This is a genomic window from Acidobacteriota bacterium (assembly GCA_016208495.1).
Taxonomy (GTDB): Bacteria; Acidobacteriota; Blastocatellia; order Chloracidobacteriales; family Chloracidobacteriaceae; genus JACQXX01.
Genome location: JACQXX010000080.1, coordinates 104,538 through 130,830 on the forward strand (window position 1 = coordinate 104,538; position 26,293 = coordinate 130,830).

At 51.0% G+C, this 26,293-nt stretch carries 19 protein-coding genes and 2 pseudogenes; 10 read left to right on the plus strand and 11 right to left on the minus strand.

The window, feature by feature from the left end; translation table 11 throughout:
- Positions 1–5 precede the first annotated feature (5 nt).
- Positions 6–1,094, minus strand: a complete 1,089-nt coding sequence (gene gmd / locus HY774_16170) for a GDP-mannose 4,6-dehydratase (GenBank protein ID MBI4750023.1) — start codon at positions 1,092–1,094, stop codon at positions 6–8.
- 257 nt (positions 1,095–1,351) lie between these two features.
- Here gmd and HY774_16175 point away from each other — a divergent pair, with 257 nt between their 5' ends.
- Positions 1,352–1,951, plus strand: coding sequence for a hypothetical protein (locus tag HY774_16175; GenBank protein MBI4750024.1), 600 nt, complete (start codon positions 1,352–1,354; stop codon positions 1,949–1,951).
- Positions 1,952–1,954: 3 nt separating this feature from the next.
- Here the strand turns inward: HY774_16175 and HY774_16180 are convergent, their stop codons facing one another.
- The gene (locus HY774_16180; protein MBI4750025.1) at positions 1,955–2,821 is read right to left on the minus strand and encodes a hypothetical protein; all 867 of its coding nucleotides are present in this window, start codon (positions 2,819–2,821) and stop codon (positions 1,955–1,957) included.
- A 288-nt stretch (positions 2,822–3,109) separates the two neighbouring features.
- Between HY774_16180 and HY774_16185 the strand changes: the two genes are divergently transcribed.
- The 3 genes from HY774_16185 (at position 3,110) to HY774_16195 (ending at position 4,709) form a co-directional block, all read left to right on the plus strand.
- Entirely contained in the window at positions 3,110–3,703 is a 594-nt protein-coding gene (locus HY774_16185; protein ID MBI4750026.1) for a hypothetical protein, read from the plus strand.
- A gap of 115 nt (positions 3,704–3,818) precedes the next feature.
- Positions 3,819–4,349 carry a hypothetical protein gene (locus tag HY774_16190; protein MBI4750027.1) on the plus strand — a complete coding sequence of 177 codons (531 nt, stop codon included), beginning with the start codon at positions 3,819–3,821 and terminating at the stop codon, positions 4,347–4,349.
- 9 nt (positions 4,350–4,358) lie between these two features.
- A complete protein-coding gene (locus tag HY774_16195) occupies positions 4,359–4,709 on the plus strand; it encodes a hypothetical protein (GenBank protein MBI4750028.1) in 351 nt (116 codons plus the stop codon).
- Between the two features lie 17 nt (positions 4,710–4,726).
- Here the strand turns inward: HY774_16195 and HY774_16200 are convergent.
- The 6 genes and pseudogenes from HY774_16200 to HY774_16225 all read right to left on the minus strand — a co-directional run bounded on the left by HY774_16200 (position 4,727) and on the right by HY774_16225 (position 11,427).
- Positions 4,727–5,065 (minus strand): annotated as a pseudogene (locus tag HY774_16200) (type II toxin-antitoxin system PemK/MazF family toxin).
- Position 5,066: 1 nt separating this feature from the next.
- On the minus strand, positions 5,067–5,303 hold the full coding sequence (locus tag HY774_16205) for a ChpI protein (GenBank protein ID MBI4750029.1): 237 nt from the start codon (positions 5,301–5,303) through the stop codon (positions 5,067–5,069).
- A gap of 57 nt (positions 5,304–5,360) precedes the next feature.
- Positions 5,361–5,414, minus strand: a pseudogene (locus HY774_16210) (DUF4113 domain-containing protein).
- 6 nt (positions 5,415–5,420) lie between these two features.
- The gene (locus HY774_16215; protein MBI4750030.1) at positions 5,421–7,859 is read right to left on the minus strand and encodes a response regulator; all 2,439 of its coding nucleotides are present in this window, start codon (positions 7,857–7,859) and stop codon (positions 5,421–5,423) included.
- Positions 7,856–8,245 (minus strand): response regulator, encoded by a 390-nt coding sequence (locus HY774_16220; protein MBI4750031.1) that lies wholly within the window; start codon positions 8,243–8,245, stop codon positions 7,856–7,858. Before HY774_16220 ends, HY774_16215 begins: the two co-directional genes overlap by 4 nt.
- Positions 8,242–11,427: a PAS domain S-box protein gene (locus HY774_16225; GenBank protein ID MBI4750032.1), complete on the minus strand. Its 3,186-nt coding sequence runs from the start codon at positions 11,425–11,427 to the stop codon at positions 8,242–8,244. The genes HY774_16220 and HY774_16225 overlap by 4 nt, the downstream gene beginning before the upstream one ends.
- A 669-nt stretch (positions 11,428–12,096) precedes the next feature.
- On the opposite strand from HY774_16225, the gene HY774_16230 reads away from it, so the two are divergent.
- Positions 12,097–12,585 carry a nitrous oxide reductase accessory protein NosL gene (locus HY774_16230; GenBank protein MBI4750033.1) on the plus strand — a complete coding sequence of 163 codons (489 nt, stop codon included), beginning with the start codon at positions 12,097–12,099 and terminating at the stop codon, positions 12,583–12,585.
- Positions 12,586–12,632: 47 nt separating this feature from the next.
- The gene (locus HY774_16235) at positions 12,633–13,919 is read left to right on the plus strand and encodes a sulfite exporter TauE/SafE family protein (GenBank protein ID MBI4750034.1); all 1,287 of its coding nucleotides are present in this window, start codon (positions 12,633–12,635) and stop codon (positions 13,917–13,919) included.
- A gap of 151 nt (positions 13,920–14,070) precedes the next feature.
- Here the strand turns inward: HY774_16235 and HY774_16240 are convergent, their stop codons facing one another.
- From HY774_16240 to HY774_16250, 3 genes are all read right to left on the minus strand, one after another.
- Positions 14,071–15,456 carry an amidohydrolase family protein gene (locus HY774_16240; protein MBI4750035.1) on the minus strand — a complete coding sequence of 462 codons (1,386 nt, stop codon included), beginning with the start codon at positions 15,454–15,456 and terminating at the stop codon, positions 14,071–14,073.
- Positions 15,457–15,986: 530 nt separating this feature from the next.
- The gene (locus HY774_16245) at positions 15,987–16,754 is read right to left on the minus strand and encodes a LytTR family transcriptional regulator DNA-binding domain-containing protein (protein MBI4750036.1); all 768 of its coding nucleotides are present in this window, start codon (positions 16,752–16,754) and stop codon (positions 15,987–15,989) included.
- Entirely contained in the window at positions 16,726–17,859 is a 1,134-nt protein-coding gene (locus HY774_16250; protein ID MBI4750037.1) for a histidine kinase, read from the minus strand. The genes HY774_16245 and HY774_16250 overlap by 29 nt, the downstream gene beginning before the upstream one ends.
- Before the next feature lie 332 nt (positions 17,860–18,191).
- On the opposite strand from HY774_16250, the gene HY774_16255 reads away from it, so the two are divergent.
- The 4 genes from HY774_16255 (at position 18,192) to HY774_16270 (ending at position 26,207) form a co-directional block, all read left to right on the plus strand.
- The gene (locus HY774_16255; GenBank protein MBI4750038.1) at positions 18,192–21,143 is read left to right on the plus strand and encodes a hypothetical protein; all 2,952 of its coding nucleotides are present in this window, start codon (positions 18,192–18,194) and stop codon (positions 21,141–21,143) included.
- A gap of 298 nt (positions 21,144–21,441) precedes the next feature.
- Positions 21,442–22,095 (plus strand): response regulator transcription factor, encoded by a 654-nt coding sequence (locus HY774_16260; GenBank protein ID MBI4750039.1) that lies wholly within the window; start codon positions 21,442–21,444, stop codon positions 22,093–22,095.
- A gap of 500 nt (positions 22,096–22,595) precedes the next feature.
- Positions 22,596–24,413 (plus strand): M48 family metalloprotease, encoded by a 1,818-nt coding sequence (locus tag HY774_16265; GenBank protein MBI4750040.1) that lies wholly within the window; start codon positions 22,596–22,598, stop codon positions 24,411–24,413.
- Positions 24,414–24,428: 15 nt separating this feature from the next.
- Entirely contained in the window at positions 24,429–26,207 is a 1,779-nt protein-coding gene (locus HY774_16270; protein ID MBI4750041.1) for a hypothetical protein, read from the plus strand.
- The last annotated feature ends 86 nt before the right edge of the window (positions 26,208–26,293 follow it).

A 26,293-nucleotide genomic window follows, 5' to 3' on the forward strand; every position in this document is an offset into this window, starting at 1 on the left:
TTGGTCTATTGACTCGCCTTTCCTTCTGTTGATTGCACAAGCTTTGTAACCGCTGAATCCCAATGGTGCCAGGTCGTGAATTTCTCGGCCAGGATGCGTTTGCCTTCGCCAGGAGACTCAATCCCAGTTGTTTCAAGGTCGGCATCAACCATGATTTTTACCAAATCCTTAAAACTGACCTGGGGCGTCCAATCAAGTTGTGTTCGGGCTTTTTGAGTGTCTGCCTGGAGTGTATCAACTTCCAGCGGGCGGTAATATCGCGGGTCAATTTCGACATACTCCCGCCAATCGCAGCCCGCATAGGCAAACGCTTCGGCGACGAATTCCTCAACACTATGTGTTTCACCGGTTCCGATGACGAAATCCTCGGGGGTTTCTTGCTGGAGAATTTTCCACATCGCTTCGACATATTCGGGAGCATATCCCCAATCCCGCTGGGCCTTCAAATTACCTAAATAGAGCTTTTTTTGACGACCGGCCAGGATCAACGCCAGCCCACGGGTAATTTTTCGAGTCACGAAGGTTTCACCGCGCCGTGGGCTTTCATGGTTGAAAAAAATCCCATTACAGGCAAAGAGGCCATAGGCTTCCCGGTACATGCGGGTCATCCAGTACGAATAGACTTTGGCCGCCGCATAGGGGCTCTGTGGGTAAAACGGCGTTCGTTCACTCTGAGGCGCCGGCGTGTTGCCAAACATTTCGGAACTGGATGCCTGATAAAATCGCGTTTTGATACCGCTTCGCCGAATGGCTTCAAGAATCCGCACAGTGCTTGTACCGGTAATGTCGGCGGTGTATTCAGGCAAATCAAAACTCACTCTGACGTGGCTTTGCGCGGCAAGATGGTACATTTCGTCGGGCCGAATTTGATACATGATATCAGCCAGCCACTCAGTGCTTGCGAGATCGGAATAATGTAGAAACAGATGGGCGTCGGGGTCGTGCGGATCCTGGTAAATGTGGTCAATCCGGCGGGTATTGAACGTCGAAGCCCGGCGAATCATCGCATGTACGGTATAGCCTTTGGCCAGAAGTAGTTCCGCCAGATATGACCCATCCTGCCCGGTAATGCCGGTGATAAAAGCCGTTTTCACACGCATGTCCTGTTGCTTGAAAAATTTTCACACCCAGTGAGTGCTGATCGCTGTTTTGGCAGCGAAGGTGTACACTGTCCGGAAATTTTTAGCCGCTGTCAAATCTGTCTGGCGATGTGATTGGCTTACCTATAATACCAGTTTGTAGTCAGTAGTCAGTAGTCAGTAGTCAGTAGTTCACTAAGTTTATTTGATTGAATTACTTGACCGTTTTCTAACACAAGCATTTCATTGCGCAAATGGTATCAGAGATTTTTATGGGTACGATACTGATTAAAAATGAAAGCAAACCGCTGAAGTGCGAGATTTGCCACCAAACGGATCTTTTTGATGTTGAAACCCAGGTTTGTCTTCGCTGCAAAGATCTGGCGAGTGTGCCGTCGGCTTCGAAACCAGTCGAGGCTTTTTCAGGTGAAGATCGGGCCAGTTTTTTCAGGCGATTGAACGGTCACTATCAAACCATCTCTCATCAAGAGAGTGTGAGGCGATTGAAAAAACCAGCAACGTTTCACATCAGCGTGGCAACCGTTATTTTCAATGGATTCCTGTTTGTCGTTTTAAAGACTGCTCTGGCTCTGGTTTTGAGTTCGCCTTCACCAACTTCGATGGCGGTTTTTAGCTTTTTTGCTGTTGTGATAATTGAACTGGCGATTGTTTTTTCAATTCGGCCAACACAACCAGTGTTGGCCCAGGGAATTTTTACCGGGTTGATCATTAGTTTCTTTTCGCCCTTCATTATTCTGGTGCTTATGGCACTGTTTTATATTCTTGGGAGGAGCGGAAACATCATGATCTTAACTTTGCTTCTTTTCATCGGTTTTATCCATCTGTTTAAAAAACTTGGGTCATACCGATGAGGATCAATTCTGGACTCGATAAAACATTTTCCAGCTTTTATCTGGAAGCTGAATCACCATCGGATCGGCAATTCGGCGACCAGGCATCGGTGCCAGTCGGATTCCAGGTTCTGCGGTCCAATCCAGCCCGTTGGTTGATATAAAACTTTCAATCGTTCCACCGCGCAGGTTGAAGGCATACAACCGGAACTTTCCGCCTCCGATTTTTAATGGATTGGCTGGGCGATATTCCTTGAAACCAAAGGGTTTGACGACTTGAAAATTTGTTCCATCCCGACTGGCCGCGATAAACGAACCCTTTTGCTGGTCGAACGAAGCCACCACCATCAGCCATTCCTTCCAGCCTTTAAATACATCTCCATCAATCAGTTGCGAAGGCGGAAGAACTTCGTTTTCCTGAGTAAAGTGGACTCCATCATCTGAAATCGCGCTGAAAATGGTTTGCGAGCCGATTCCATTGAAATAATACAAACGATAGCGACCATCTTTGAGCCGAACCACGCTTGGATCCAGGGTCTTGGCGACCGTCAGGTTTTGGATGGTCAAATTGAGCGGGGTAAAGGTTTTCCCGCCGTCTTCAGAGATCGCGCAATTGGTTGTTTCCGGCTCTTTAGTGGCGTCTACATAGTAGAGCAAAATCTTTCCCTCACGCGTCACCACGGCAGTCGGCGCCGACGCATGGTCAAGCAATAACTTCTCGTCATGCGTCCACGTCAGGCCATCCGAGCTCGACGCGCTGTAAATTTGATCGAAGTACGGGCCGCCCTCCTGTTGAAAGGCGCTTGCCTGAACAGGTGGTTCCGGTTGAATTGAACAAAGGTTGATCAGGGTAAAAACAAAGACCAGGGCGATGACACATCTGAAGATCATGGAGGTTTCCTCCGGCGAGAAATTTGGTTGGAAGCAAAGGAGTGAGAATGGGTGATATGGTTCTCACAACGGTTTCCTGACTGGTATTTGGTCAGTCCAGTTTTGAGTTTGTTTTGAGTTGACAGACCCCCGAGTGTCTGGGCAGGATGTGGCAAGCCGGGATGAATGTTCTGGTTTAAAATCAGTCAGCAGTCAGTAGTCAGTAGTTCAACAGATGTATTCGGTGGGATTACGCAACAGTCTCATTTTAAAGGATATTGAGCTTCTCTATTCCATCTGGAGTCACCGATGAACCAGTTGATCATTAAAACCGAAGGGAAACCGATTAAATGCGAGATTTGCCATCAGTCAGACGTCTTTGACGTTGCAACCCAGGTGTGTCTTCGTTGTCGGGACTTGGCGAGTGTGCCGTCAGCCTCAAAGCCGGTTGAGACTTTTTCAGATGATGAGCGAGTCAGCTTTTTCAGACGAGTGAATCGTCAGTACCAGGTCACTCGTCAGGAAGAAATTCCCATTGAGCAGAAACATGCGCCTTTTCATATCACGGCGCTCACCTTTTTTCTCAACTGGTTTCTTTTTGGAGTGTTCCAACTGGGGTTCAATTTGGTTATTCCGTCATCTTTTGGAGAGTCTGGATGGTTAGCAATTTTCTGTTTTATAGCATTTACATTCGTTGAATCGGTGGTCGCTTATTTCATTCAATCTGATTTCCCAGTCCTCGCAAAAGGCGTCTTCAATGGCTTGATTTTTTTCTATGTCTCGCCTTTTTTGTTTATGCTCCTGCTGGTTGGATTTTCTTTACTGGGAGTCATGGGCAGTTGGGTTATCTTGTTGACTGGCATTGTTGGGGTGTGGCTTTACATTTTAAATGAGTATAAATAGCCTTGAACCCAGCTTTAAATATTTGTTTACAATAAGGTTATTCGTATATTACCGGAGTTTCCCATCATCACAACAATGATATTTTTGAGTAAATGAAAGGAAAGCTGGAATGTGAATGAACCAGTTGATCATTAAAATCGAAGGGAAACCGATTAAATGCGAAATTTGCCATCAGTCAGACGTCTTTGACGTTGCAACCCAGGTGTGTCTCCGGTGTCGGGATTTGGCGAGTGTGCCGTCAGTCTCAAAGCCAGTTCAGGCTTTTTCAGGTGAAGATCGAGTCAGCTTTTTCAGACGCTTGAATGCCCAATTTGAAGACTCAGTACAGCAAGAAAAAGCCATTGAACAGGAAGCTCTTAAAAGTAGTGACTTTGTCTTTCTTCTTTCTCTGTTAAATCTTGGGGTTTTCATTGGGGGTTCTGCTTTTTTCGCAGTTCTATTTCGATCCTCGGAAGGTTTTAACTGGACTGTATACTGGATGCTGGTGCTTTTAATCATTGAAGTAATCATTGGAGTTTTAATCAAACACCGACATCCTTTTCTTGCAAAAGGATTTATCTTTAATGGAGTTCTTTTTATCGTCTCGATTCCAGTTGGAATTGGTTTGATGCATTTCTATCTCTGGCTTGCCTGGCGGAACCTGTGAGGTAGTTCTATGACTTTTGATGACGCAATTTCCCGATTTCAAGCGGCTGGGTTGGTAACGTTTGTGTCGCAATCTCCACTTTCGTGGTGTGATTTGCGGGTCTTGGGTGAATGTAACCTTGATGGGATAACTGCCCGCTGGGCGTGTTTTTTGAGACATACGGGATGCTCATGGATTGTGTCAACGCCTCCGCATTATGTCCCTGGTCCGGGGCCGGAGTTCGAAGTTGAAGTACTTGAAACTGCCGTGACCCTGGTGATTTTCTTTTTTGAACATCGCCACGAAATTCGGAACGAAGACGGATTTGAAACTGAGGAACTGGCCAATCAACTCTTTCAGCAATTCCAAAATGCAATTTGATTGTCTTTGATCGTCAGTCACAGGTTCAAAATCAGCCGCAAGCCTTCATCAACTTTTTTCATTTTGGGAGCTGGAAGTGTTGAGACGAAATCTCGAAGCAGCTTTTTGTCCACGGTGACAACCTGGGAGACATTCACGACCGAATCTTTCGATAACCCGGTTTCCTGAAGGCTGACCTGTACATTCCCTGGCGCCGTGGCCAGCGCCAGATTGGAGGTCAAAATCGCGATGATGACAGTGTTGATTTGGCTGCGGTTGAACGAATCCGTCTAAATCACCAGCACTGGCCGAATGTCACCTGGGCCCGACCCAACCGGAGGCGGCAGACTTGCCCACCATATTTCGCCGCGTTTCATCCTACCACTCCTCCTTGGGCAGGATTTCACTCTGGGCCTGAAGCCAGGCCGGATCAATCGCGGATGGTTGGGTTGAATAGATTGCGTCGAGGTGTTTGGTAATTTCCGCCTGGCGCTGTTCGTCCAGAAACTGCTTGAGCGCCTGGGCATACAGCTCGCTTCGGCTGAGGTTATGCTGTTCGGCATACACTTCAGCTTGTTTGAATAAGGTATCTGGAATTGAAATTGCGGTTTTCATACCCGTAGTATAACTCTTCGTTAGACTTTTTCAACTGATCAAGTTGTCCTGTTTGGGTTATGCTTTCGCGGGTGGCAGTTCATCCCAGCAGGTTGTGTAGCGTGGTGTCCGCTGTCTTCAGCCCGATTCTTTTGTATTTTCATCCAGGACCTGACGCACTTTTTGAGCCAGACCCTGCGGAGAATATGGTTTCTGGATAAATGAAACATTGGCCCGCAACAGACCGTGACGAATCACCGCATCCTCGGTATACCCACTCATATACAGTACTTTCATGTGTGGAGACCGGGCTTGCAGGTGTTCGACGAGTTCGGGACCGCTCATGTTCGGCATGACTACGTCCGTCAATACCAGATCAATCGGTCCCTGATGGGTCTCTACGATTTGTAACGCGTCCTTCCCGTCTGTCGCGGTCAGTACCTGATAGCCGTACATTGCCAGGCTGATCAATGCCAGCTCGCGCACTCGCTGCTCATCTTCCACAATCAGAATCGTTTCTGTCCCGAGCCCCTCAGGATTGGGCGCCGACTCGGTTTGCTCAGTCACTTGTTCAACAATAGCGGGAAAATAAATCTTGAACGTCGTCCCATGTCCAGGCTCGCTGTAGACATGGATGCAGCCACCGCTCTGTTGAACGATGCCAAATACCATTGCCAGGCCCAACCCCGTCCCTTTGCCTACCTCTTTGGTGGTAAAAAATGGCTCAAAGATGCGAGCCGTAACCTCTGGCGTCATTCCGCAACCACTGTCGGTTATGGCCAGCAGGACGTGAGGTCCCGCCTTGCAGTCAATCCGTGTGGCCGCATATTCATTACTCAGCATGACGTTGGCGGTTTCAATCGTCAGTTTACCGCCCCTGGGCATTGCATCACGGGCGTTGACAACCAGGTTCATCAAAATTTGATCCAGTTGACTGGGATCAACCTTGACCAGGTTGAGGTTTTGGGCCAGAACCGTTGTGAAGAGAATATCTTCGCCAATCAGGCGGCATAGCATTTTTCCAGTGTCGGCAATGACGGTATTCAGATCCAGAATTTTGGGTTGGAGCATCGTCTGTCGGCTGAAGCCAAGCAATTGCCGGGTGAGGGCCGTCGCCCGGTCACTTGCCTCTTTGATGGCCGTGACTGATTTGCGAACGGTGTCACCGGCCTCGGGCAGTTTAAGCAAGAGTGTGCTGTAGCCCGAGATGACCGTGAGCAGGTTGTTGAAATCGTGGGCAATTCCACCCGCCACCCGGCCAATTGCCTCCATCTTTTGAGATTGGCGGAGCTGCTCCTCAAGCTGTTTGCGCTCGGTGATGTCGCGTGAGACACCGATGACTCCAATGACATTTCCGCTCTCGTCACGATACGGCGCTTTGATGGCCTGGAATGTGCGCGGGCCGCCGGGTGTGATGAGAAACTCTTCAAAGGTGTGAACCTGGTTGGATTCCATGACCAGACAGTCGCTCACCCTCACGGTATGGGCGCCTTCCGGGCCGAAAATTGCCAGGTCATCCGTGCCGAGTACCTCCTCAACCGGTTTACCGACAAACCGGGCGGTGGCTTCATTCAGGAGCAAGTACTTGCCCTCCCGATCTTTGACGAAGACCGCATCCAGCGTTCCCTCGGCCACCGCCCGCAAGAGATGGTTGGTTCGGGTGACCTCGGCTTCGGCCCGCCGCTGCTCCGTGATGTCACGAACTTCAACCAGAGACGCTGGCCGACCGGCAAATTCCAGCCCATGGGTCGAAATCTCGACCTCGATGATCTCTCCGTTTTTTTTCTGATGCCGCCACACCCTGCGTTCCTCCGTCAAGGTTCCTGACTGTGTCAGCAGGTCGAGCATGGCCGGTACATCTTCTGGCGGGCAGATATCCTTGATTGTCATGCTCAAGAATTCGTCGCGACTGTAGCCATATCGGGTGACTGCCGCATTATTGACGGCCAGATAGACCAGGGTTTCACGGTCATAGACAAAGAGCGGGTCCGTGATGGCCTGAAACAGGTTGCGATAGCGCTCTTCGCTGTCACGCAGGGCAATTTCCGTCCGTTTTCGTTCGGCAATTTCCTCCAGGAGCTCACGATTGACCAGTTCCAACTGGTGGGCCCGTTTTTCCAGCTTCCGAATCAGAACCTCGTTGTATTCCTCTAGCAGGATGGTTTCTTCAGCCGGATGATGCTCGGATGGTGCCAGTTCTTGGCGAGTCGCTTTCGCCAACACCTCCTGAATGACTTCTATAAACGGTTCCGGCTCGGCAGGTTTGGTGATGAACGCATCGGCGCCGAGGTTTCGCGCCAGGCGTTCATCCCGTGGTTCGGTGTAGGTTGCGGTGTAGACGACAAAAGGAACCTGCTTCAACTGGTCGTCCGCCTTCCATTGGCGCAGAAGCGTGTATCCATCCATCACCGGCATGAGCAAATCGGAAATGACCAGATCCGGCGGGTTTTGACGAGCTTTGACCAGCGCATCAGCCCCATGGCGGGCTTCGTCCACGCTGTAGCCATGGCCCTGCAGGAGCATCCGCAGCAAATACAGGTTCTCCAGGTTATCGTCAATGATCAGCACATGCCTCATGAGGTGGGTTCCTTGTCTGGAAAATTGAGGAATCGTTCGACTTCAGAGATGAAAGACTCTGGGTTGATCGGTTTTTCGATATAGCCTTCGGCTCCAGCCGCGAGGCATTTTTCCCGGTCGCCAACCATGGCGTAGGACGTGACGGCAATGATAGGGATGGATTTCAAATGCGGGTCGTTTTTGAGGGCGCGGGCCACGGCATGGCCGTCCATTCCGGGTAACTGGATGTCGAGCAGAATCAGATCGGGACGTGTTTGCGCCGCCAGCTCCAGTCCTTGCGGACCAGTTTCCGCCTGCAAAATTTCATGGCCACGCTGTTCCAGCATAAATGTGGCCAGGTAGCGGTTTTGTGGGTTGTCTTCGATGAGCAGAATTTTCGCTTTCATACTTTTTCTGGTCCGTGAAGTGGCAGTGTCACGCTGAAGGTGCTGCCCTTTCCCCATTCGCTCTCAACACTGATCTCGCCACCCATCAAGGTCGTCAGGCGACGGCAGATGGCCAGCCCAAGGCCAGTACCTTCGTGGTTTCGTGATAGCCCGGAGTCAATCTGGCGGAATGGCTGAAACAGGGTTGGTAGATTCTCCGGTTTGATCCCCATGCCGGTGTCGGAAACGTGCAGGCGAATGGCGGGCTGGGGGGCAGGTGCGCTGGGGATCTTGAAATCAGGAATCAGGTCTGCCGTCAGCGAGATCTCGCCGTGATGGGTGAACTTCACGGCATTGCTGAGCAAGTTGAGCAGGATTTGCTCAAACCGACGTTCATCACTCACGGCCTGACCCAACCCCGGCGGGAGGTTGACGCGTACCTGAAGCCCTTTTGCCTCAGCCTGAGGCGTGATCAGCGTGATGACTTTGGTGATGGACCGGTGCATATCAAATGGCAGGCGTGCGACCTCAAGCTGTCCAGCTTCGATTTTGGAGATGTCGAGGACATCGTTCACCAGTGCCAGCAGGTGACGGGCACTGGTTCGCACCATCGTCAGTTGTTTGGTTTGCTCTAGGTTGAGCGGCCCGGCCAATCCCTGCAGGATAATACCGGTGAATCCGATGATGGAATTAAGCGGAGTGCGCAATTCATGCGACATGGTTGCCAGAAAAGCCGACTTGATGCGGTCGGCTTCCTCCGCATGACGCCGTTTCTCTTGCTCGGCTTCGATGCGCATGCGGTCAGTGATGTCGGTGCCGATACTGAGAATCTCAACCACCTGGCCCTGGTGATCGCGCACGATGCGGTTGGTCCAGGCAACCCAGACGCGTTCGCCGTTGCGACGGATGTTTTCGTTGATGTTTTGCTCAAACGCCTCGGGCGTGGTGCGAATAATGTCCATTAGTTGGCCGAGGTCGCGACCGCCGCTTTCATTGGGTGGGACAATGGTTTCGATGACACGGCGACCAATGATTTCCTCCGCCGAATACCCGAAAAATTGCTGGCCAAACGCATTGAGGAAGGTAATGCGCCCATCAGAGTCCCAGCGCAGAATGATGCTGTTGGCATATTCGACCAGTTCCCGGTACTTCTGCTCACTTTCCGCAAGCAATCTCTCGGCACGTTTGCGGTCGGAAATATCAATCCCCACGCCGACCAAACACGACTGCTCTTCAAACGGAACTTGACGACCGGTGAAAAAATAGGGTGTGGCGGTGCCGTCCTTGGCCACAAACAGGGCTTCAATGCAAGATTCTCCCATTGCAAACACTTCCCCAATGCGTTCTTCCACCCGGATCTTGTCTTCTCCTCTGAAGAAATCAAGTGGATGCATGTGGGCAATTTCCTCAGCGCAATATCCTGTAACGGTCTCAAAGTTGCGGTTCCAGCGCAAGAATTTCCCATTTGAATCATAAAAATAAAGAATGCCAGGCATACTTTCGATCATGGTGTCTGAAAAAAGTTTTTCGCGGTACACCATCTGCTCTGCCTGCCGCCGTGCTTCCTCACGCCCAAAATTGTCCAGTGCGAATGAGAGATCACAGGTCGCTTCTTCAAGAAGTGCAATTTCCTGGTCGTGGAAAAAATTCGATTTGTCTGCATAGACACTGAGCGTGCCGGTTACTTCTCCGTTTTCCCGAATTGGGAAAGCGGCGGAAGCGTGGAACCCATGCTGCCTGTAGGCTTCGCGCCAGGGTAGGGTGGCCGGATCATTGAGCATATCGTTGCAGATATAGGACCTGCCCAAACGAAATGCCGTACCGGACGGTCCCCGGCCTTCCGGACGGTCATCGGTACTCACCGTGATGGTTTGAAGGTAGCCGGCACCCTCACCATATTCGGCCACTGGAATCAGACGGTGCGTAGCCGGGTCATGCCAGCCGATCCAGGCCAGGTGCAACCCTCCGTGCTCAACCAGGACTTGACAGACTTTGCGGAAGAGTTCATCCCGAGTCGGCGTCCAGACGATAGCCTGGTTGATCTGACTCAACGCGGCATACAGCCGGGACAGGCGATCAATTTCACGTTCGCGTTCCTTGAGCACGGTGATATCGCGCACGATACGTGCCGTCCCCACGATCTGGCCACTGGCATCTTTGAGCGGCGAGGCGGCCACCGAGACATCAAGGGGTCGTCCATCTCTGGTTTGGCGTTGCGTTTCAAAGGGTTCCACCCGCTCACCCCGTCGGATCTGCTCCAGAATCAGAATTTCCTCGTGCTGCTTGTCGGCTGGGAACAACCGTATCATCGAAACACCGATCATTTCATCAACTCGATAGCCATAGATGGCTTCCGCTCCGGCATTCCAACTTGTGATTACTCCATTTAAGTCTGTGCTGACGATGCAGTCCCGCGACGACTCGACAATGGCAGCCAGGTGCTCACGGTACGCCTGGGCCTGTTTGGAATCGGAAAGGTCACGGATCATGGCGAGAAGGGTGCCGTCAGGCATGAGCGTGGCAACTACATCCGCTGAGAAAACTGAACCGTCCTTGCGCCGAAACTGCCATTCCCGGTGATGGTCGGACCGACCGGTAATTTCATCTAATGCTGACTCAATATGTGGGGTCTCTGACTGGACCACAATGTCAGTGGCGTGCAATCCAATAAATTCGTCGCGAGTATATCCAAACATCCGGCAGATGGTTTCATTGGCATCAGTGTAATAGCTCTGGGTATCGGCCAGCACGGCACCAACCTGGGCATATTCAAAGAGGGTGCGGTAGCGTGCCTCACACGTCTGCAATGCCTGCTCGCGCCGGTGGTGTTCTGTCATGTCACGTGTCACCTCGGCAAATCCAATATGACAGGTGCCTTGATCAAAGAGTGCCGTCAGCGTGACCAGGGCCCAGAATGTGGTTCCATCCTTGCGCTGCCGGTAGCCTTCTTCCTCATAGGATCCGCTGGCCAACGTCTGCTGCAGCACCTGGTGGGGTTTGCCGGCGGCCACATCTTCGGGCGCGTAGAGCAGGGAAAAAGGTTGGCCGACAACGTCTTCAGTTCGGTACCCGGTGAGGTGCTCGGCTCCAGAGTTCCAGTTTGTCACCTTGCCATCAGGATCCAGTAAAAACATGGCGTAGCCCTTGACCGATTCTATGAACAGTCGAAACGGATCGGCAGCCTGAGGCGCGAACGAAGACATAAGCAGGTATCCAATTTCAATAAAATGAGATGGTTATACACAAATTCTACCCAACAACACCGCTTTATGAAATACAAAAAATGGGGCTGAAGAAAATGGGCTGAGAAAACCAGGGCAGGAGGAATTGGTTGGACTTTTTTCCGGAGTCCAGGCGAAAAATTTCAATCGCTGGTTGAAATGCAACTTTAAATGGAATATGGGTTGGAGTTCACGGTTTTTGATCAAAAAACCGCCTGTTGCCTCTCATCTCTCTTTCAAAATCATGGTTTTATGGCATTTCAGAAAAGATTCCCAGCCTGTTTTCTTTTTCTTGAGAGCTATGCAAGAACAGTCAAGTAATACCATTTTGCAATGAACACCTCGCATTAGCAAACGGCTAAATCTTTGAAAAAATTGTATTTCCCTCAGACCTTAGCCTGATACCCCATAAGCGCCAGGATAAGGAACCCCGTGTCCTTTCCGTTGACATTGAACGACGCTCTTGTCGGGCCTGGATCCCGTCCTGGCCAGGCCCGTGGGCTTCGCACCACGGCTATTAAACGACGACCCTTCGGGCCTAAAACCCCTTATCCTGGCGCGTATGGCCTGATACCCTCAGCCCAAAATGGTATAATTCAATCAACCTGAGCGAACTACTGACTACTGACTACTGACTACAAACTGGTAATTATGAGAAAACATTGGATTTGTATCTGTATACTTGGATTGATCATTTTTGGAGCGACAGCGTGCGGTACGCCACCACCACCGCCCGCCCCACCACCTCAAGCCCCGCCAATCAAACAAAAATTAGAAGCTTCCTGTGTTGTATGTGGCATGCCGGTTGTGGATGCCTGTCAGAATCGGTTTGAAGGCGCCGGTGCCACGGCCCAGTTATGTTCGGCAATTTGCGCCGCTTCATATGTTCAAAAGACTCCGGCACAAGAAGCCACACTCAAGGTGATTGATTTCCAAACCCGCGCGCTGATTCCAGCCCCAGACGCTTTTTACCTCAAAGGATCAACGCTGACGATTATCGGAGCGATGCCTCCCACTGTTGCCGCCTTCGGTGATCGCAAAGCGGCTGACCAGGCGGCCAAAAGCAACGGTGGTAAAGTTCTTGATTGGAAAGGGGTTCTGGCTGAACTTCGCAAGGCGCCCGAATTCCAGTCCCACTGATCTTCATTTTGGAAAGCGGCGTCAAGCCGCCGCACTCCACAGGATGTATGCTGACACTTCTTGCTGTTTTTACGCTTGGTCTTTTGAGCGGATGGTTGCTTGATTCACCGGGAGATTTGTCCCAGAAAGTTCGGGATCAAATCAATTCAACTCCACCACCTGCTGAAGCCGTGCCGTCACTCACTCCGATTTGGGCTTTTTTTCCATTTGGTGTTGGGAGACTGGCGGTCTATTTTGCGCTTGGCGCCGCCGCCGGATTTCTGGGAACCCTGGCTTTCGAGCAGGCCGTGTTGAACGGAAAAATCCGCTATTTATTTGTCATCATTGGGGTTGTGCTGCTGGCGTTGTTTTTTGTCCTGCACCTGCTCGTACCGTCGCCAGAAGCAGCGCTTGAAAAACTTGGGCGATCCCGCCTGGGGCGAAGCTCCCTTCAGCTTTTAGATCGCTCACCAGCTCCGGTTCGCTACCTGGGACTGGGGATGCTGGATGCCCTGTTCCCCAATCACATTACCTGTGCCTTGATTGTACTGGCGTTTACCTCGTGGGACAGCCTGCGCGGCACGATGCTGATGCTCAGTTTTGGGTTTGGCACACTTCCATTGATGGCGTTGAAATCGCTGCTTCCAGAATTCACCGCCCAGGTTGTGAAAGAAGCTTCTTCCGGGCTGGTCACCGTGATTGTGTGCCTGTTTGCCGGGGTCTTTTTTCTGCGCGGGGCGGGGTATGCCTTTGTCAACGGCCAGATTGTGCGGGATGACCTGCTGCACGAAGGCCACGAGGTTTCGGCTGATGACTCAATTGTACGGATCAATGTTCCGTTTCCAAAAATCGAATTGACCGATTTGGAAGGAAAAAAACACCACCTGGAGGAATATCGTGGGAAAACGGTGGTCCTGGTGACAATTGGGACGCATTGCCCCTGTGTCGAAGCCTACCGCGACCGGCTCAATGCGCTGGCCAAACGATATGAACCAGTCGGGGTCATCTTTTTGGGAATGAACCCCAATGGGAACGAGCCAGAAGCTGAAATCCGGGACCATCAGCGGAAAAAACCATTTGTCTTCCCCGTGACGATTGACGCTGATCAGCATATTTCCGACGTGATCAAAGCCAAATGCATGACTGAAACCTTCTTAATTGATGCCAATGGGTTGCTGCGCTATCACGGACGGATTGACGACAACATTTACTATCCGCAAGACGTGACCGATCACACCTTGGAAAATGCGCTCAATGTCGTGCTTGGCGGAAAACCACAGCTTTTGACCAGTCAGGTCGCCATGGGCTGTGCCATTGTGCGGAAGAAACTGCCCACAATCCAGATGACAAGGTGACAAGGTGACTGCTTGACAAGGTGACTGCTTGACAAAGTGACAATAAACAGATTCATCATTCAGTCACTTTGTCACTTTGTCACTTTGTCACTTTGTCACCTTGTCACCTTGTCACTTTGTCACTTTGTCACCTTGTCACTTTGTCACTTTGTCATTTATTCAGTTCAGCGATTTCAGCCAGCATTCTCTGGAGTTCCGCGCCTGAAATCCACTGTCCTCGGAGCATCACACCAGCGGTTTTTGAGGCATTGGCGATGCTGATGAGCGGGTTGGCGTCAACCAGCACCAGATCGGCGCGTTTTCCAACTTCAATGGTTCCAATTTGTTTGTTGAGCTTGAGGTATTCGGCTGGAGTTCGAGTGGCGGCTTCAAGGGCCTGGAACGGAGTTAATCCGGCGTCAACCAGTGCCTGGAGTTCCCGGTGCAGGGCAAATCCCGGCACCAGAAAGAACTGCGGCGAATCAGACCCGGCCAGCAGTTTCGCCCCATTGTGGGCCAGTCCAACCACCAGTTGATTCCGAATCTGAGTAAACGGAAGCCGTTCTTCAAGGGGGATGGCATTGTTGAGAAAGCTCTGTTTTTGTTTAGCAAAGTCGGAGCGCATTTTGGGTGTCGCATACCGCACTTCAGGCCACTTTAAGAGGTCTTCCGGTTTTTCATCTGACACGATGACTTTAAACAAAGCCAGCGTTGGGGTGTTGTAGACTCCAGCCGTTTTCGTGGTTTGGGCAAGCGCCGGAATACGCGCCGTTTCCACATACTGAAGAACCGGACCTAAAATAATTTGTCCTGGCGGTACTTGAACTGGGACGATTGCCGGCAGCAGGGCCCGGATGTAGCCGTCCAGATGTTCAATCGTTTCCTGCTTTGCATTGAGTGCGCGCTCCAGCCCGACGGTTTGGGTGACGTGGCCGGCAATCGGGATTCCCAATTTTCTCGCCGTGGCCACAATCGCGTCGTAGGTCTGAGGGCTCAGGTTTTCGTGGACTTTGATCAGGTCAAATCCGGCGGTTTTGTGTTCGGTGACAATTCGTTCACCTTCAGCCGGATTGGGCGCCATAAACCCAAGGATCGGCGGCCCAGAAGTAATCAACGTCGGCCCGAGTGCTTCACCTCGGGCAATTCGGTCGCGAAGCACCACGTGGCTGGGGTTGCCAACCATGTTGCGAATCGTGGTAATGCCATTGGCTAAGTTCAGTTTCAACCATTGCCGTGCCAGATCATTTGCTGATCCGGTATCGCTGGCAAGGTGGGCATGCGCATCAATCAACCCTGGCAGCAAAAACTTACCGGCAGCTTCAATTCGTTCTGCTTTTTTGGGGATTTTGACTTGATTCGCTGGTCCAATCTGGTTGATTTTGCCATTTTTAACCAGCACCACCTGATTCTCCAGGACCTGTTCCCGGTCCATCGGAATCACGTTGACGTTGATGAACGCATAGAGCTTTTTCTGTGGATTGGATTGACGGGCCAGCGTGGTGGCCGGGAGCACACACACGCAAAGGAAGACTGCAAAAACCCACTTGATGCGAGCCATGCCAGAAAACCTCCAGTTAAGAACTGAGCGGGTAGGGGATTGAGAAGATTGGGAAAGAATGAAATGAAAGTGGTTTATTGCGGCACAGGTTCTTATTGCCTGAATTGCTGATACCAATCTGCAATGAAATCCTCGTAATAGAAAACAGTCAAGTGGCTCATCTAAATAAACTTAGCGAGCTACTGATACCATTTTGCAATGAAATCATCGTATTAGAGAATATTCAAGTAATTCAATCAAATAGACTTAGTGAACTACTGACTACTGACTACTGACTACAAACTGGTATGACTACTGACTAATAACTACTGACGAAAAAAATAATAGCCAGCACTCCGAAAAGCAAAAAAGTTGATAACCGTCGCACTTTGCTTCGCTTTTAGGAGTGCTGGCTTAGGCCAAACATTTACCCTGCATATCAACCGATATGCTTGATGTGCAGAGTACTCGCATTCTTGGAAATAGGAATTTGAATGTGACCAATCGTGCCTGGCATGACACGAACCGTGAAAAGGAATACCTGAACCGTGTCACCCTTCTTCCATCAAAGCCAGTAATCGGTCGCGATAGGTCCGGCTGAGCGTAAGCTGGTTTCCATTGCGCAGGATCACGGTTTGATCGCCGTTAAAGAGCGGCTGGAGTTCCTTAATCCGGTCAAGATTGACAATGGTGGTGCGATGGATGCGGACAAACCGGGTCGGATCAAGTCGGGTTTCAAGCTGGTTCATCCGCTCGCGAATCAAATGGACATCTTTGCCGACGTGAAGCTCCAAATAGTTTCCTGCCGTTTCGATCCAATCAATTTCATCAATCATTAAAAAGATGGTTCGGCCAGAAGTCTTGACCGCCAGCCGCTTGAGAAATTTCTGCTCCGGGTTGAGTGTTTTGAGCAGTGCGAGCAGGCGTTCATCTCGTGGTTCCGGTTCAGCTCGGTGAAGGTGTTTTTTGGCCCGGTGCAGCGCCTGCATAAACCGTTCCCGATCATACGGTTTGAGCAGATAATCCAGGGCATTGACTTCAAAGGCTTTCAGAGCGAAATGATCAAAGGCGGTCACGAAAATAAAAACCGGCATGTGCTCCAGGCCGATATGGTCGAGGACTTCGAACCCATCAACTTCGGGCATTTGAATATCAAGGAAAACCAGTTCGGGTTTGAGTGAGGTAATGGCGTCAATGGCTTCCAGGCCGTTGCCGCATTCGGCCACAATCTCAATTTCGGAGTCTTCGTTGAGAAACCGGGCCAGTTTTTGGCGGGCCAGCGGCATATCGTCAACGATCACTGTCTGAATCTTCTTCATAAAAATCTTCGACAAATTCGGTATGAAAGGGAATGGTGACATTGACGGACAGACCACCATCGGGAAGGGTCCAAAACTCAAACTGCTGGTTTTCACCATACAGCCGTTTGAGTCGTTCGCGGGTATTGGGTAATCCAATGCCAAGCCCTAACGCCTGTTCCGGGGTGCCCTTTAACCCAATGCCGTCATCCGAGACCTGGAGTTTCAATGACCCATTGTGCCGAAACGCCCGAATGTTGATCGCACCGCCGGTGATTCGCGGGGCAATGCCATGTCGAATGGCATTTTCAACCAGCGGTTGGAGCACCAGGTTTGGAACACGGGCTGGAAGGACATCGCGGTCAATCTCAAATTCAATCGTGAGCCGTTCTTGCAAGAGTGTTTTCTGAATCTCAAGGTACTTTTTGAGGAATTCAAGTTCCTCTCGCAGGGTAATTTCTTGATTCTGGCTGCTTTGGAGCGTCGTTCGGAGTAAATCACTCAACTGGGTGATGGTTCGGTCGGCCAGTTCGGGGTGGTCATAAACCAGTTCGGAAATGGCATTGAGCGTGTTGAACAAGAAATGCGGGTGAATCTGCATTTTCAACGCCTGGAGTTGAGCCTGGGCAAAACGGTATTCACGGTCTTTGTATTTTTGAAAGTAGGTAATGGCCTGACTGACGCCAATGATACCCAGGTACACCAGAATATCCGTCGCACCGACACCCACCAGGACTGCTTTGAGTGAAATGGAATTGTGGTCTGACCGGGCAACATTCAGAACAAATGTGTTGGCGGCACGCAGCATGGCCATATGGACCAGCGCAAACGGGATGGCCAGGAGCAACAAAACCAGAGTGTTTCGGAGCTGATGGGGAGCTTCAATCGGGTATTGCTCCCCAAACCAGAAGACAAACGGGGTCAGGATCGCCCAGCCGTAAAAGAGCACCAGATTGGCGCTTAATGCTTCAATCCAGGTTAATGGAATGGTAGATTGGCTATGGAGCACATAGGTTTGCGGCGTGAAAATCAGCGCCAGAAATGTCCAGCACACCAGGATTCCGGTGGCACGAATCACATGGGGTTTGATTCGAGTGAGAGTGAAAAACTGGTTGACTGGCATCATGGGTACAGCAAAAGTTGAGAACCAGGACTGGATTGTGCATCTTCAACCGCTGAGGGTAAAAGATTTTTCCCGAAAGGTCGAGAATAGCCAGAGATGTTTCTCAATTGCAACCTGATGGGACATTTGGATGGTGGACCCAGGCGTGCTCAGCCGTCCACTTTGCTTGGAGTCCGTGACTCAATCCGGTACGCTCAGCATCATTTCAAACCCTGGGGTTGAGTTTGGTTTCAGATAGTTCCCATACGTGAATGAATGAGATCTCCCGCCTGCCGCAATGCGCTGATTTTTCCGGCTCCCTCGCTCTGAAACAACTGGTGAGGTGGATTCGGGTCATGCTGATGGCTGTTTTTTTCCTGGGGTGCGGTGCCGCGGCGCCAGTGCTGGCTCAATACCGGTTTGATCAGTGGACAACCGACACCGGATTGCCACAGAACGGCGTCCGTTCCATTCTCCAGACCCGCGATGAATATGTATGGTTTACCACCTTTGACGGACTGGTTCGGTTTGACGGTGTTCGGTTTACAGTGTTTGACAAGGGGCATACACCTGGACTCCACGGTAATCGGTTTACCACACTGTATGAAGATCAAGCCGGTACGTTATGGGTTGGAACGGAAGACGGCAGGGTAACACTGTACCGGGACGGGAAATTTGTTTCGTACGGTCCAGCCGCTGACTTCCAAATCCGGGCGATACAGTATTTTAAAACTGACCAGCACGGTGAAGTTCTTATTATCACCCAGGACGGCACATTTATTTTACACAACAACACGCTGATACCGGCTCAGGGCGACCAGGATACCCCAACCCAAAAAAGGTACGTTTGTCCGGATGGGACCAGGTGGCTCGTCGAACCTTCGGGGATCACGGAAATCAAGGCTGGCCAGGTCACGCACTATCCAATCAACCTGGATCCCCTGGCGATTAATCCCGATACCAAAGTGGTTCAAGACCGTCAGGGCCGGATGTGGGTTGGAGATGTGTCAAGCGTCTATCAACTGAAAGACGGTCAGATCACCCGGTTTACCGACCAGGAAGGCGTCCCGTCAGGCGGACAATTGAGCCCTCAGTGTGAAGATTCAGACGGTGGAATCTGGTTTACAACCGGGTTTGCCCAGCGGGAAGGAACCGGTCTGGTTCGATTCCATAACGGACGCTTTCAGACGTTTGGTCCTGAATCGGGTTTCCCAAATTGTGTTCTGAATACAATCTATAAAGATCGGGAAGGCACGCTCTGGGTCGGAACGCTGGTTGGGTTGTTTCGCATCAGAAAACAAACCATTCATCCCTTCTCGGTTCAGCACGGAGTGGTTCACCCAGAGGTGTACCCGATCCTCCAAACCCGCCAGGGAGCAATTCTGATCGGCACGGTGAAAGGCTTGACTCAGGTCAGGGATGGGCAAGCGGCTCAACTGGACGTGGGCCTTCCTGCCGAGATGCACAATGTGCAGGCGCTCTGGGAAGATGATCTCGGAAGGCTCTGGATCGGTGTGGTAGGTGGCATCTTTCGATACGCCAACGGAAAGCTGACCAATCTTTCACATCTGGTTGGTGATCTCACTGTTTTTGCCGTGCATCCTGACCGTCAGGGCCGATTGTGGCTGGCAACACGGGTTGGGGCGTTTGTTCTGGCTGACGATCAGGTGGTTGCCCACTACACAACCCGCGACGGGTTGCCGGGCAATGATGTCAAGGTGTTTCATGTGGATCGAACTGGAACCCTGTGGATTGGCACCTACGAAGGTCTGGCTCGCTTCACCCATGGCCGATTCCAGTCCTTTACCACGGCTCACGGGTTGTCAGGGAACCGTATTCGCTCAATTTATGAAGATGTGGATGGTGTGCTCTGGATCGGCACCTATGACGAAGGGCTGACCCGTTTTCAACCGGGTCGCGCCGTTATCTATCGAACAGAGCAGGGGTTGTTTAACAACGGGGTCTTTCACATTCTTGAAGATCAGGCCGGGAATTTTTGGATAAGTTGCAATCGTGGAATCTATCGGGTTAACCGCCGGGAGTTGAATGAACTGGCTGAAGGAAAGCGCACCGAGGTCACTTCGGTCTTTTATGGCAAGGATGATGGCCTGTTAAGTACCGAATGCAACGGCGGACGCCAGCCAGCCGGGCTCAAGGCCAGCGACGGCACATTCTGGTTTCCAACCCAAAACGGCGTGGCGGTGGTTGATCCACGGGTCAACCCCTTGAATCCGTTGCCACCTTCCGTCCACGTTGAATCGGTGACGATTGATCGTAAAGCTGCACCCTTTGACCAGGGCATCGAACTTTGGCCCGGCCAGGCAAACCTGGAAATCGCCTACACGGCCCCGAGTTTTATCAAGCCCGAACAGATTCGGTTTAAATATCAATTAGAAGGTGCTGATACCGAAATGGTTCCGGCTGGGACACGTCGTGTCGCCTATTATCCCTATGTTCCTCCCGGTAGCTACCGGTTTCGGGTCATTGCCGCCAATAGCGATGGGGTTTGGAATCTGGAAGGCGCCACACTCAACCTGGTGGTTCACCCACCGTTTTACCTCACCTGGCAATTCCGGCTTGCCTGTGTCCTGGTGGTGGGTGGAGTCGGTTTCTGGCTGTACAGCCTGCGTATTCGCCAGTTAAAGAAAGAAACCGAAGTGCAACTGGCTTTTTCACGGCAGCTTATTGCTTCCCAGGAAGCCGAACGGAAACGGATTGCCGGTGAATTGCACGACAGCCTGGGACAAAACCTGTTGCTGGTGAGAAATCTCGCCACGCTGAGCCTGGAATCCCTTCCTGATGAAAGCCTGACGCGTCAACAGTTGACGGAAATCTCAGAAACCACGTCGCTGGCAATTGCCGAAGTGCGCCAGATTGCCCATGATCTTCGCCCATACCAGTTGGAGCGGTTAGGGTTAACCAGTGCGCTCAGGGCCATGCTCACCCACGTCAAAAATTCCTCGGATATTGAGTTTGAGTTTGAAATTGACACCATTGACGGACTGTTGGCCAATGAGATGGAAATCAACCTCTACCGCATTGTGCAGGAATGTATCAACAACGTGCTCAAACATAGCGAGGCGACTTCCGCCCAAATTTCTGTCAAACGAGTTGGTTCCACACTGGAATTTCATTGCCGCGACAATGGGAAAGGGTTCGAGGTTGAAACCATTGGACGCTCGACTCGCCATGGGATGGGGCTGACAAGTTTGACGGAGCGTGTAAAAATGCTGGCGGGTTCACTTTCGATTCACTCCACGCTCAATCAGGGCACCGTGATTTCCGTGACCTTGACCGTTCAACCCTGAAGGGCCAATGGCATTCAGTGAAGGATGGGAGCGTCAACATTTTCCAGATAAGTTCTCATACATAAGTTTCCCGAGATATTGAATCTGGTAAGTGTTTGATTCTTTTCGTGTATTTCGTGTATTTCGTGGTTAAAATGTCTTGGAGTTTTCGGTAAAGTACTTATACCATTTTGCAATGAAATGATCGTATTAGAGAGTAGTCAAATAATTCAAGCAGATGAACTTAGTGAACTCCTGACTCCTGACTCCTGACTACAAACTGGTATTGCCAGGCACCAGTTGCCAATCGCCAAACACTATGCCAAAACCGATTCAAGTCCTGATTGCCGATGATCATCCCATTTTTCGCCGTGGATTGCGGATGGTGATTGAAGCCGACTCACGGATCAAAGTCGTGGCTGAGGCCGAAGACGGTCAAACCACGCTGGACGCAATTGCCGCAACCGATCCGGAAGTGGCCGTGCTCGATATTGATATGCCGGCGCCGGACGGACTGACCATCGTGAAGGTCCTGCGTCAAAAAAAGCTCCGGACCATTCCCATCTTCTTAACCATGCACAAAGACGAGGAACTCTTTAATGCCGCGCTGGACCTGGGCGTCCGGGGGTTTGTGGTCAAAGACAGCGCCATCACCGAAATTGTCGAGTGCATCAAAGCCGTCGCAACGGGCAACCATTATTATAGCCCCTTGCTCTCCGGTTTTTTAGTCAACCGAAGTACCCGCTCCGGAATGCCGGATACGCCAGGTCCCTCCCTTTCGCTCTTAACTCCTTCCGAACGCCGTGTTCTGCGGTTGCTTGCCGAATCCAAAACCAACAAGGAAATTGCCGAAGACCTGTGTATCAGTGCGCGCACCATTGAGCACCACCGCGCTCATATTTGCGAAAAACTGGGAATTTCTGGAAAACACGCCCTCCTGACCTTTGCTCTGAACCATAAAAATGAGCTCTAAAAAGCAAAAAAATTTGTGAAATAAATCCCTCCTTCATTCCACTTCAAAAAAAGCGAGAAGAATGCAGCTCTCTTTTTTTTAATTGCGGGTTTTGTTCACTTGAGAAAGGTGATCAAGTTACCTGTAATCATTAATATGTTAGCCTGTAGTAATTTTGAAAACCTTGATTTTAAAGATCTTTTCAAAACAACTCAGTGCCAACAAACAAGGCTTGCCAAAAAACGATATAGGTAATTTTACCTATAGAAAAATAGGGAATAATACCTATAGAAAAATAGGTGAAAATACCGATTTAAAATAGGTAAACGTACCGATGTGAACTCAAGGAAATTTTGGTTAACTGTGAGCGTCTTCTCAAAACCAAAAGGGAAAAAGTCAAGCGTTGCTGCCTTTAACAGGTTTGATTTCCTCAGTTTGGTCTGAACAGAGGTTCGGGGCTGCCTGAGGCCATCAGGTTCAATGTTTCCACAGCCCGGAGATCTAACAGGAGTGTATTTTATATGACTTTCGGACAGATTCGTTTGTTTCTCATTCCGTTCATGAGTTGTTATCTGATGGTCAGCACCGGGATGACAGCCAAAGCCACCCAGAACCCTCAAGCCTCGGTTACCACCACCACTTTGCCTGCAGATACCCGACGAGATGAACAACTGGTCAAACTTTGGAAACAGTTTACTGAAAAAAAAGAGCGCTATGTGCAACTGATGGACAAGGATATTTCCTTCCGAACCTCGGTTGAGGCGGCCTATCAGGAGAAGCTCAGGGAACACGCGGAGTTTGCCGCCACCGTCAATGCCTATAATGAATCGCTCACATCAGCCGCCAAACCCGCCGGCCCTGAGGGGAGACAGTTTGAAGTGTTTTATGACAATCCCCTGGTACAGGAATATGTCAATCGGGTTGGCCAAACCATGGTTCCGATTAAATCGAAGCAGGAATATGTCTTTCGTGTCACGTTGAATCCGATCCCTGAGACACGGTCGCTGACGACGGGCACCATCTACATTTCAACCGGTCTGCTGGCCTTGATTGACAACGAAGCCCAACTGGCCTATTTGCTGGCTCACGAAATCGCCCACATTGAAAAAGAACATTGGAAGGACGATTTGCTGTTTGAGGTCGGCCTGCGTCGCGATGGCGAGCATAAAAATTTCTTCAAACTGTTTTTCACGGCCATCCAGCCATTCCTGACCGGTCCCATGCTGCGGGTGCCGATTGACGAACTGGTTCCGTCGGTCGGTGGCGGAATTGCTTCTGATCGGCTCCTGACCGGGTTGTCACAGTATGGAAATCTGGGCGAATTGAATAAACGATTTGGCACCACCTTTGGCGGAAAGCAAAGTCTCCCGGCCATGCTCAAGCTGGTTTCAGCCAGGTCGGTGTTTTCCTGGGACAAACTCAAAGAAGATGAAGCCGATGATCTGGCAACACGGTGGTTGTTGGAACGCAACTACGACCCACAAGCGGCACTATCGTTTTACGCCAAACTCCATACAGCGCGAGCTTCTGATCCACGGTTGGGCCTGGCTTTTCTGACGGACGGAAGTCGCGTCTCAGATCGAATGCAGGAAATCCAAAGCCAGGTTGTCTTGCTGCGCAAAAATGTCACTGACCCTCAGCGGCTGATGGTGGGCGCTTTCAACCTGTCTGAAACTCCAAAGTCGCTGATTCCGCTTTCCCCGGAAGATATCCTGAACAAAGGCCCTGGTTCGTTGTCTGGGCGCAAACCCAGGCCCAAAGATCCATACCAGGAAGACGATGACGAACGGACCAGAGCACTGCGCAAGAAAATCAATGAAAACGCCAGCGTGATTCAGGCTGAATTCGGCACCGGCAAGCCAGTTGCAGGTCGGGAGGAATTTCAGTTGATTCTCAACAACATTAAACGCGACGCCGGGGTCAAGGCATTCCAATCTGATATGTTCGGAGTGGCCCGGGCCCAACTGGAAGAAGCATTTAAACTCAATCCCCAGGATCCGCAAACAAATTATCATCTGGCCCTGGTCACACGCTTTACAGCTCGAACTCCAACCGAGCGAAAGCTTTCGTTTGAAATGCTGACCACTGCCATTCAACAAGATCCCGTGGGCGTACTGGTTGATGCCCGGTTCCAGGCGGCGCTTTCACTTCTGGATGTCGCCAGTTACAAACCGGATTCGACACAGAAACAAACCATCACCAGACTGCTCAACGAGTATGTCGAACTTTTTCGCCAGCAACATAACGGACACCTGCCCCCAAATATGAATCGGGTCCAGGAATACCTGCGGCTGGTACAGCCTGAAGCGACGGCTTCAAATCAACCAACCATCAAGTAGCGTGAAAGGGAAGTTATGAAATTTAACCAGTTCGGATTTCAAGCATTGTTTGTTGTTGCGGTTCTCCTGGCGGTGCTGGCTGGCCCAATGACAGCCTTCAGTCAGGTGGAGGAAGGACACTATGCCATCATCACCGTCGGTGGGAAAAATACCTATGACGTTGAGATTGAAGGCAAAGCCTATCCGTGCTATCGGCATGGCCGTTTGACTGGGGGCATTCTTTATCAGATTGATCCGCAAAAAGGCTGGGTTAGCGCTGCACCCTCGACGGTTGAAGCGGCGCCCTATGCCATGCCCACTGCCGGGCAACCCGTTTATATTGTGATGGATTTTGATCTTGGTGACGGCGCTGGAAATAAAGTATTTAAGGCAACCGTCACTGGGGTTGGCACCCAGGACTTCGACAAGGGAAAAATATTTCTTGACGTGGAAGCGGATCTCGGATCGTTCGCCTATCAGGGAACAGTCCGCCACTACGCAACGGAAGCTGAATACAAAGCGTTAGGCTGGCCGCCGGCACGCACCATGTCCAAACCGGATGTTGACGGTGGTCATTCGATAGCTCGTGAGTCAGACAAAGAGAAAGCCATTGCCGCGGCTGCCGCCAATTCCAACCAGCCGGCCAATGCGGCGAAGCCGGCGACCGAAGCTGAGCCAGCCAAACGTCCAACAGCAGCTCCAGGCAGCGGCTTTAAAATTACACTGGACTACAGCAAAGCCGACGCTTCGTTTACTCCTGCCGTGCGAACCCAACTTGAAGAAGCAGCTCGCTTCCTGGCTGGCTTCATTGCCGATGACCGCGAAGTCAGGGTTGTGGTCGTGGCGGATCCTGGTGTGACGGCTCTGGCTTCGGCGGCGCCTTCAGAGTGGGAAGAAAACAGCGATACCCGGTCGGTTTCTATTGCTGGCGGAATTGCCTTCAACCCAAAAAGCATCAACGATGTCAATGACAAACAGTCCAGCATTGTGGCATTGACGGTTCACGAACTACTTCATGTGCTTGGGTTTACTGAATCAGCCAAAGTCTATGCGAAATATTCAAAAGGCGGACAGTTTACCGGCCCCGTCACTGTCAAGATGAACAACGGCCAACCCGTTGCCGGGCAGGGGGGACATTTTGCACAGGGAGTGAAGGATGCTCATGGATTGGCGCCGCGAATGGCTGATGGCGGTGGTGATTTGCTTTCGGTTCTGGATCTGGCGGTGTTGTCGGATCTGGGTTACTCAATCCCGGCGCTCAAAGGCGCACCAGCACCACCAGTATTGGGTTTTACCCTTCATCCAGGCCAAAACATGGTGATGCACTATCCGGATGGGACACCAGCTTTTCTGCTTCAAGGGTACGGCGGGAATGACACCCTGATCGCGGGCGATGTTTCTCTCAAGAATGGGAAGAAAGCCACCTTCCTGATGGCTGGTGCTGGCGGAGACGATGTTTTTGTCAGTGGTCCCGGTGACGACGAAATGCGGGGAGATAACAGCCGTGCGGCAACCTATGGGACGGACGGGAAAGATACATTTGTGATTACCCCGGACAGCGGCAACGATTCGATTATGGATCTGGACGACAACGATGTGATTTTGCTTTCGCCAGCTTTTGGACTCTCTGACCTCGCCAAATATCTGGAAGACGATCAAAACATTGGGGCGAAATCGGTTCCTGGAACTCAGTTTTATTACCAGGGTACCTATTTGCTCAAATTGGGGAAGGTTGAACTCAGTATCTCGACCAGAAACCAGCAGAAACCAACTGTCGGCAATTTCAAAATTGGTGAGTGGAAAGCCAGCAATTAAATTTGGAGATGTCATTGAACAATTATCTCTGAACTTCAATGGAGAGTTTCTCAACCAGCAAACAATCTTTGCCATTCCAAAGTGTG

Bases quoted from the DNA above. Each gene is read 5' to 3' on its own strand.
- HY774_16175 (MBI4750024.1), top strand. From the start codon at position 1,352: ATGGGTACGATACTGATTAAAAATGAAAGCAAACCGCTGAAGTGCGAG.
- HY774_16180 (MBI4750025.1), bottom strand. From the start codon at position 2,821: ATGATCTTCAGATGTGTCATCGCCCTGGTCTTTGTTTTTACCCTGATC.
- HY774_16185 (MBI4750026.1), top strand. From the start codon at position 3,110: ATGAACCAGTTGATCATTAAAACCGAAGGGAAACCGATTAAATGCGAG.
- HY774_16190 (MBI4750027.1), top strand. From the start codon at position 3,819: ATGAACCAGTTGATCATTAAAATCGAAGGGAAACCGATTAAATGCGAA.
- HY774_16195 (MBI4750028.1), top strand. From the start codon at position 4,359: ATGACTTTTGATGACGCAATTTCCCGATTTCAAGCGGCTGGGTTGGTA.
- HY774_16205 (MBI4750029.1), bottom strand. From the start codon at position 5,303: ATGAAAACCGCAATTTCAATTCCAGATACCTTATTCAAACAAGCTGAA.
- HY774_16215 (MBI4750030.1), bottom strand. From the start codon at position 7,859: ATGAGGCATGTGCTGATCATTGACGATAACCTGGAGAACCTGTATTTG.
- HY774_16220 (MBI4750031.1), bottom strand. From the start codon at position 8,245: ATGAAAGCGAAAATTCTGCTCATCGAAGACAACCCACAAAACCGCTAC.
- HY774_16225 (MBI4750032.1), bottom strand. From the start codon at position 11,427: ATGTCTTCGTTCGCGCCTCAGGCTGCCGATCCGTTTCGACTGTTCATA.
- HY774_16230 (MBI4750033.1), top strand. From the start codon at position 12,097: ATGAGAAAACATTGGATTTGTATCTGTATACTTGGATTGATCATTTTT.
- HY774_16235 (MBI4750034.1), top strand. From the start codon at position 12,633: ATGCTGACACTTCTTGCTGTTTTTACGCTTGGTCTTTTGAGCGGATGG.
- HY774_16240 (MBI4750035.1), bottom strand. From the start codon at position 15,456: ATGGCTCGCATCAAGTGGGTTTTTGCAGTCTTCCTTTGCGTGTGTGTG.
- HY774_16245 (MBI4750036.1), bottom strand. From the start codon at position 16,754: ATGAAGAAGATTCAGACAGTGATCGTTGACGATATGCCGCTGGCCCGC.
- HY774_16250 (MBI4750037.1), bottom strand. From the start codon at position 17,859: ATGATGCCAGTCAACCAGTTTTTCACTCTCACTCGAATCAAACCCCAT.
- HY774_16255 (MBI4750038.1), top strand. From the start codon at position 18,192: ATGCTGATGGCTGTTTTTTTCCTGGGGTGCGGTGCCGCGGCGCCAGTG.
- HY774_16260 (MBI4750039.1), top strand. From the start codon at position 21,442: ATGCCAAAACCGATTCAAGTCCTGATTGCCGATGATCATCCCATTTTT.
- HY774_16265 (MBI4750040.1), top strand. From the start codon at position 22,596: ATGACTTTCGGACAGATTCGTTTGTTTCTCATTCCGTTCATGAGTTGT.
- HY774_16270 (MBI4750041.1), top strand. From the start codon at position 24,429: ATGAAATTTAACCAGTTCGGATTTCAAGCATTGTTTGTTGTTGCGGTT.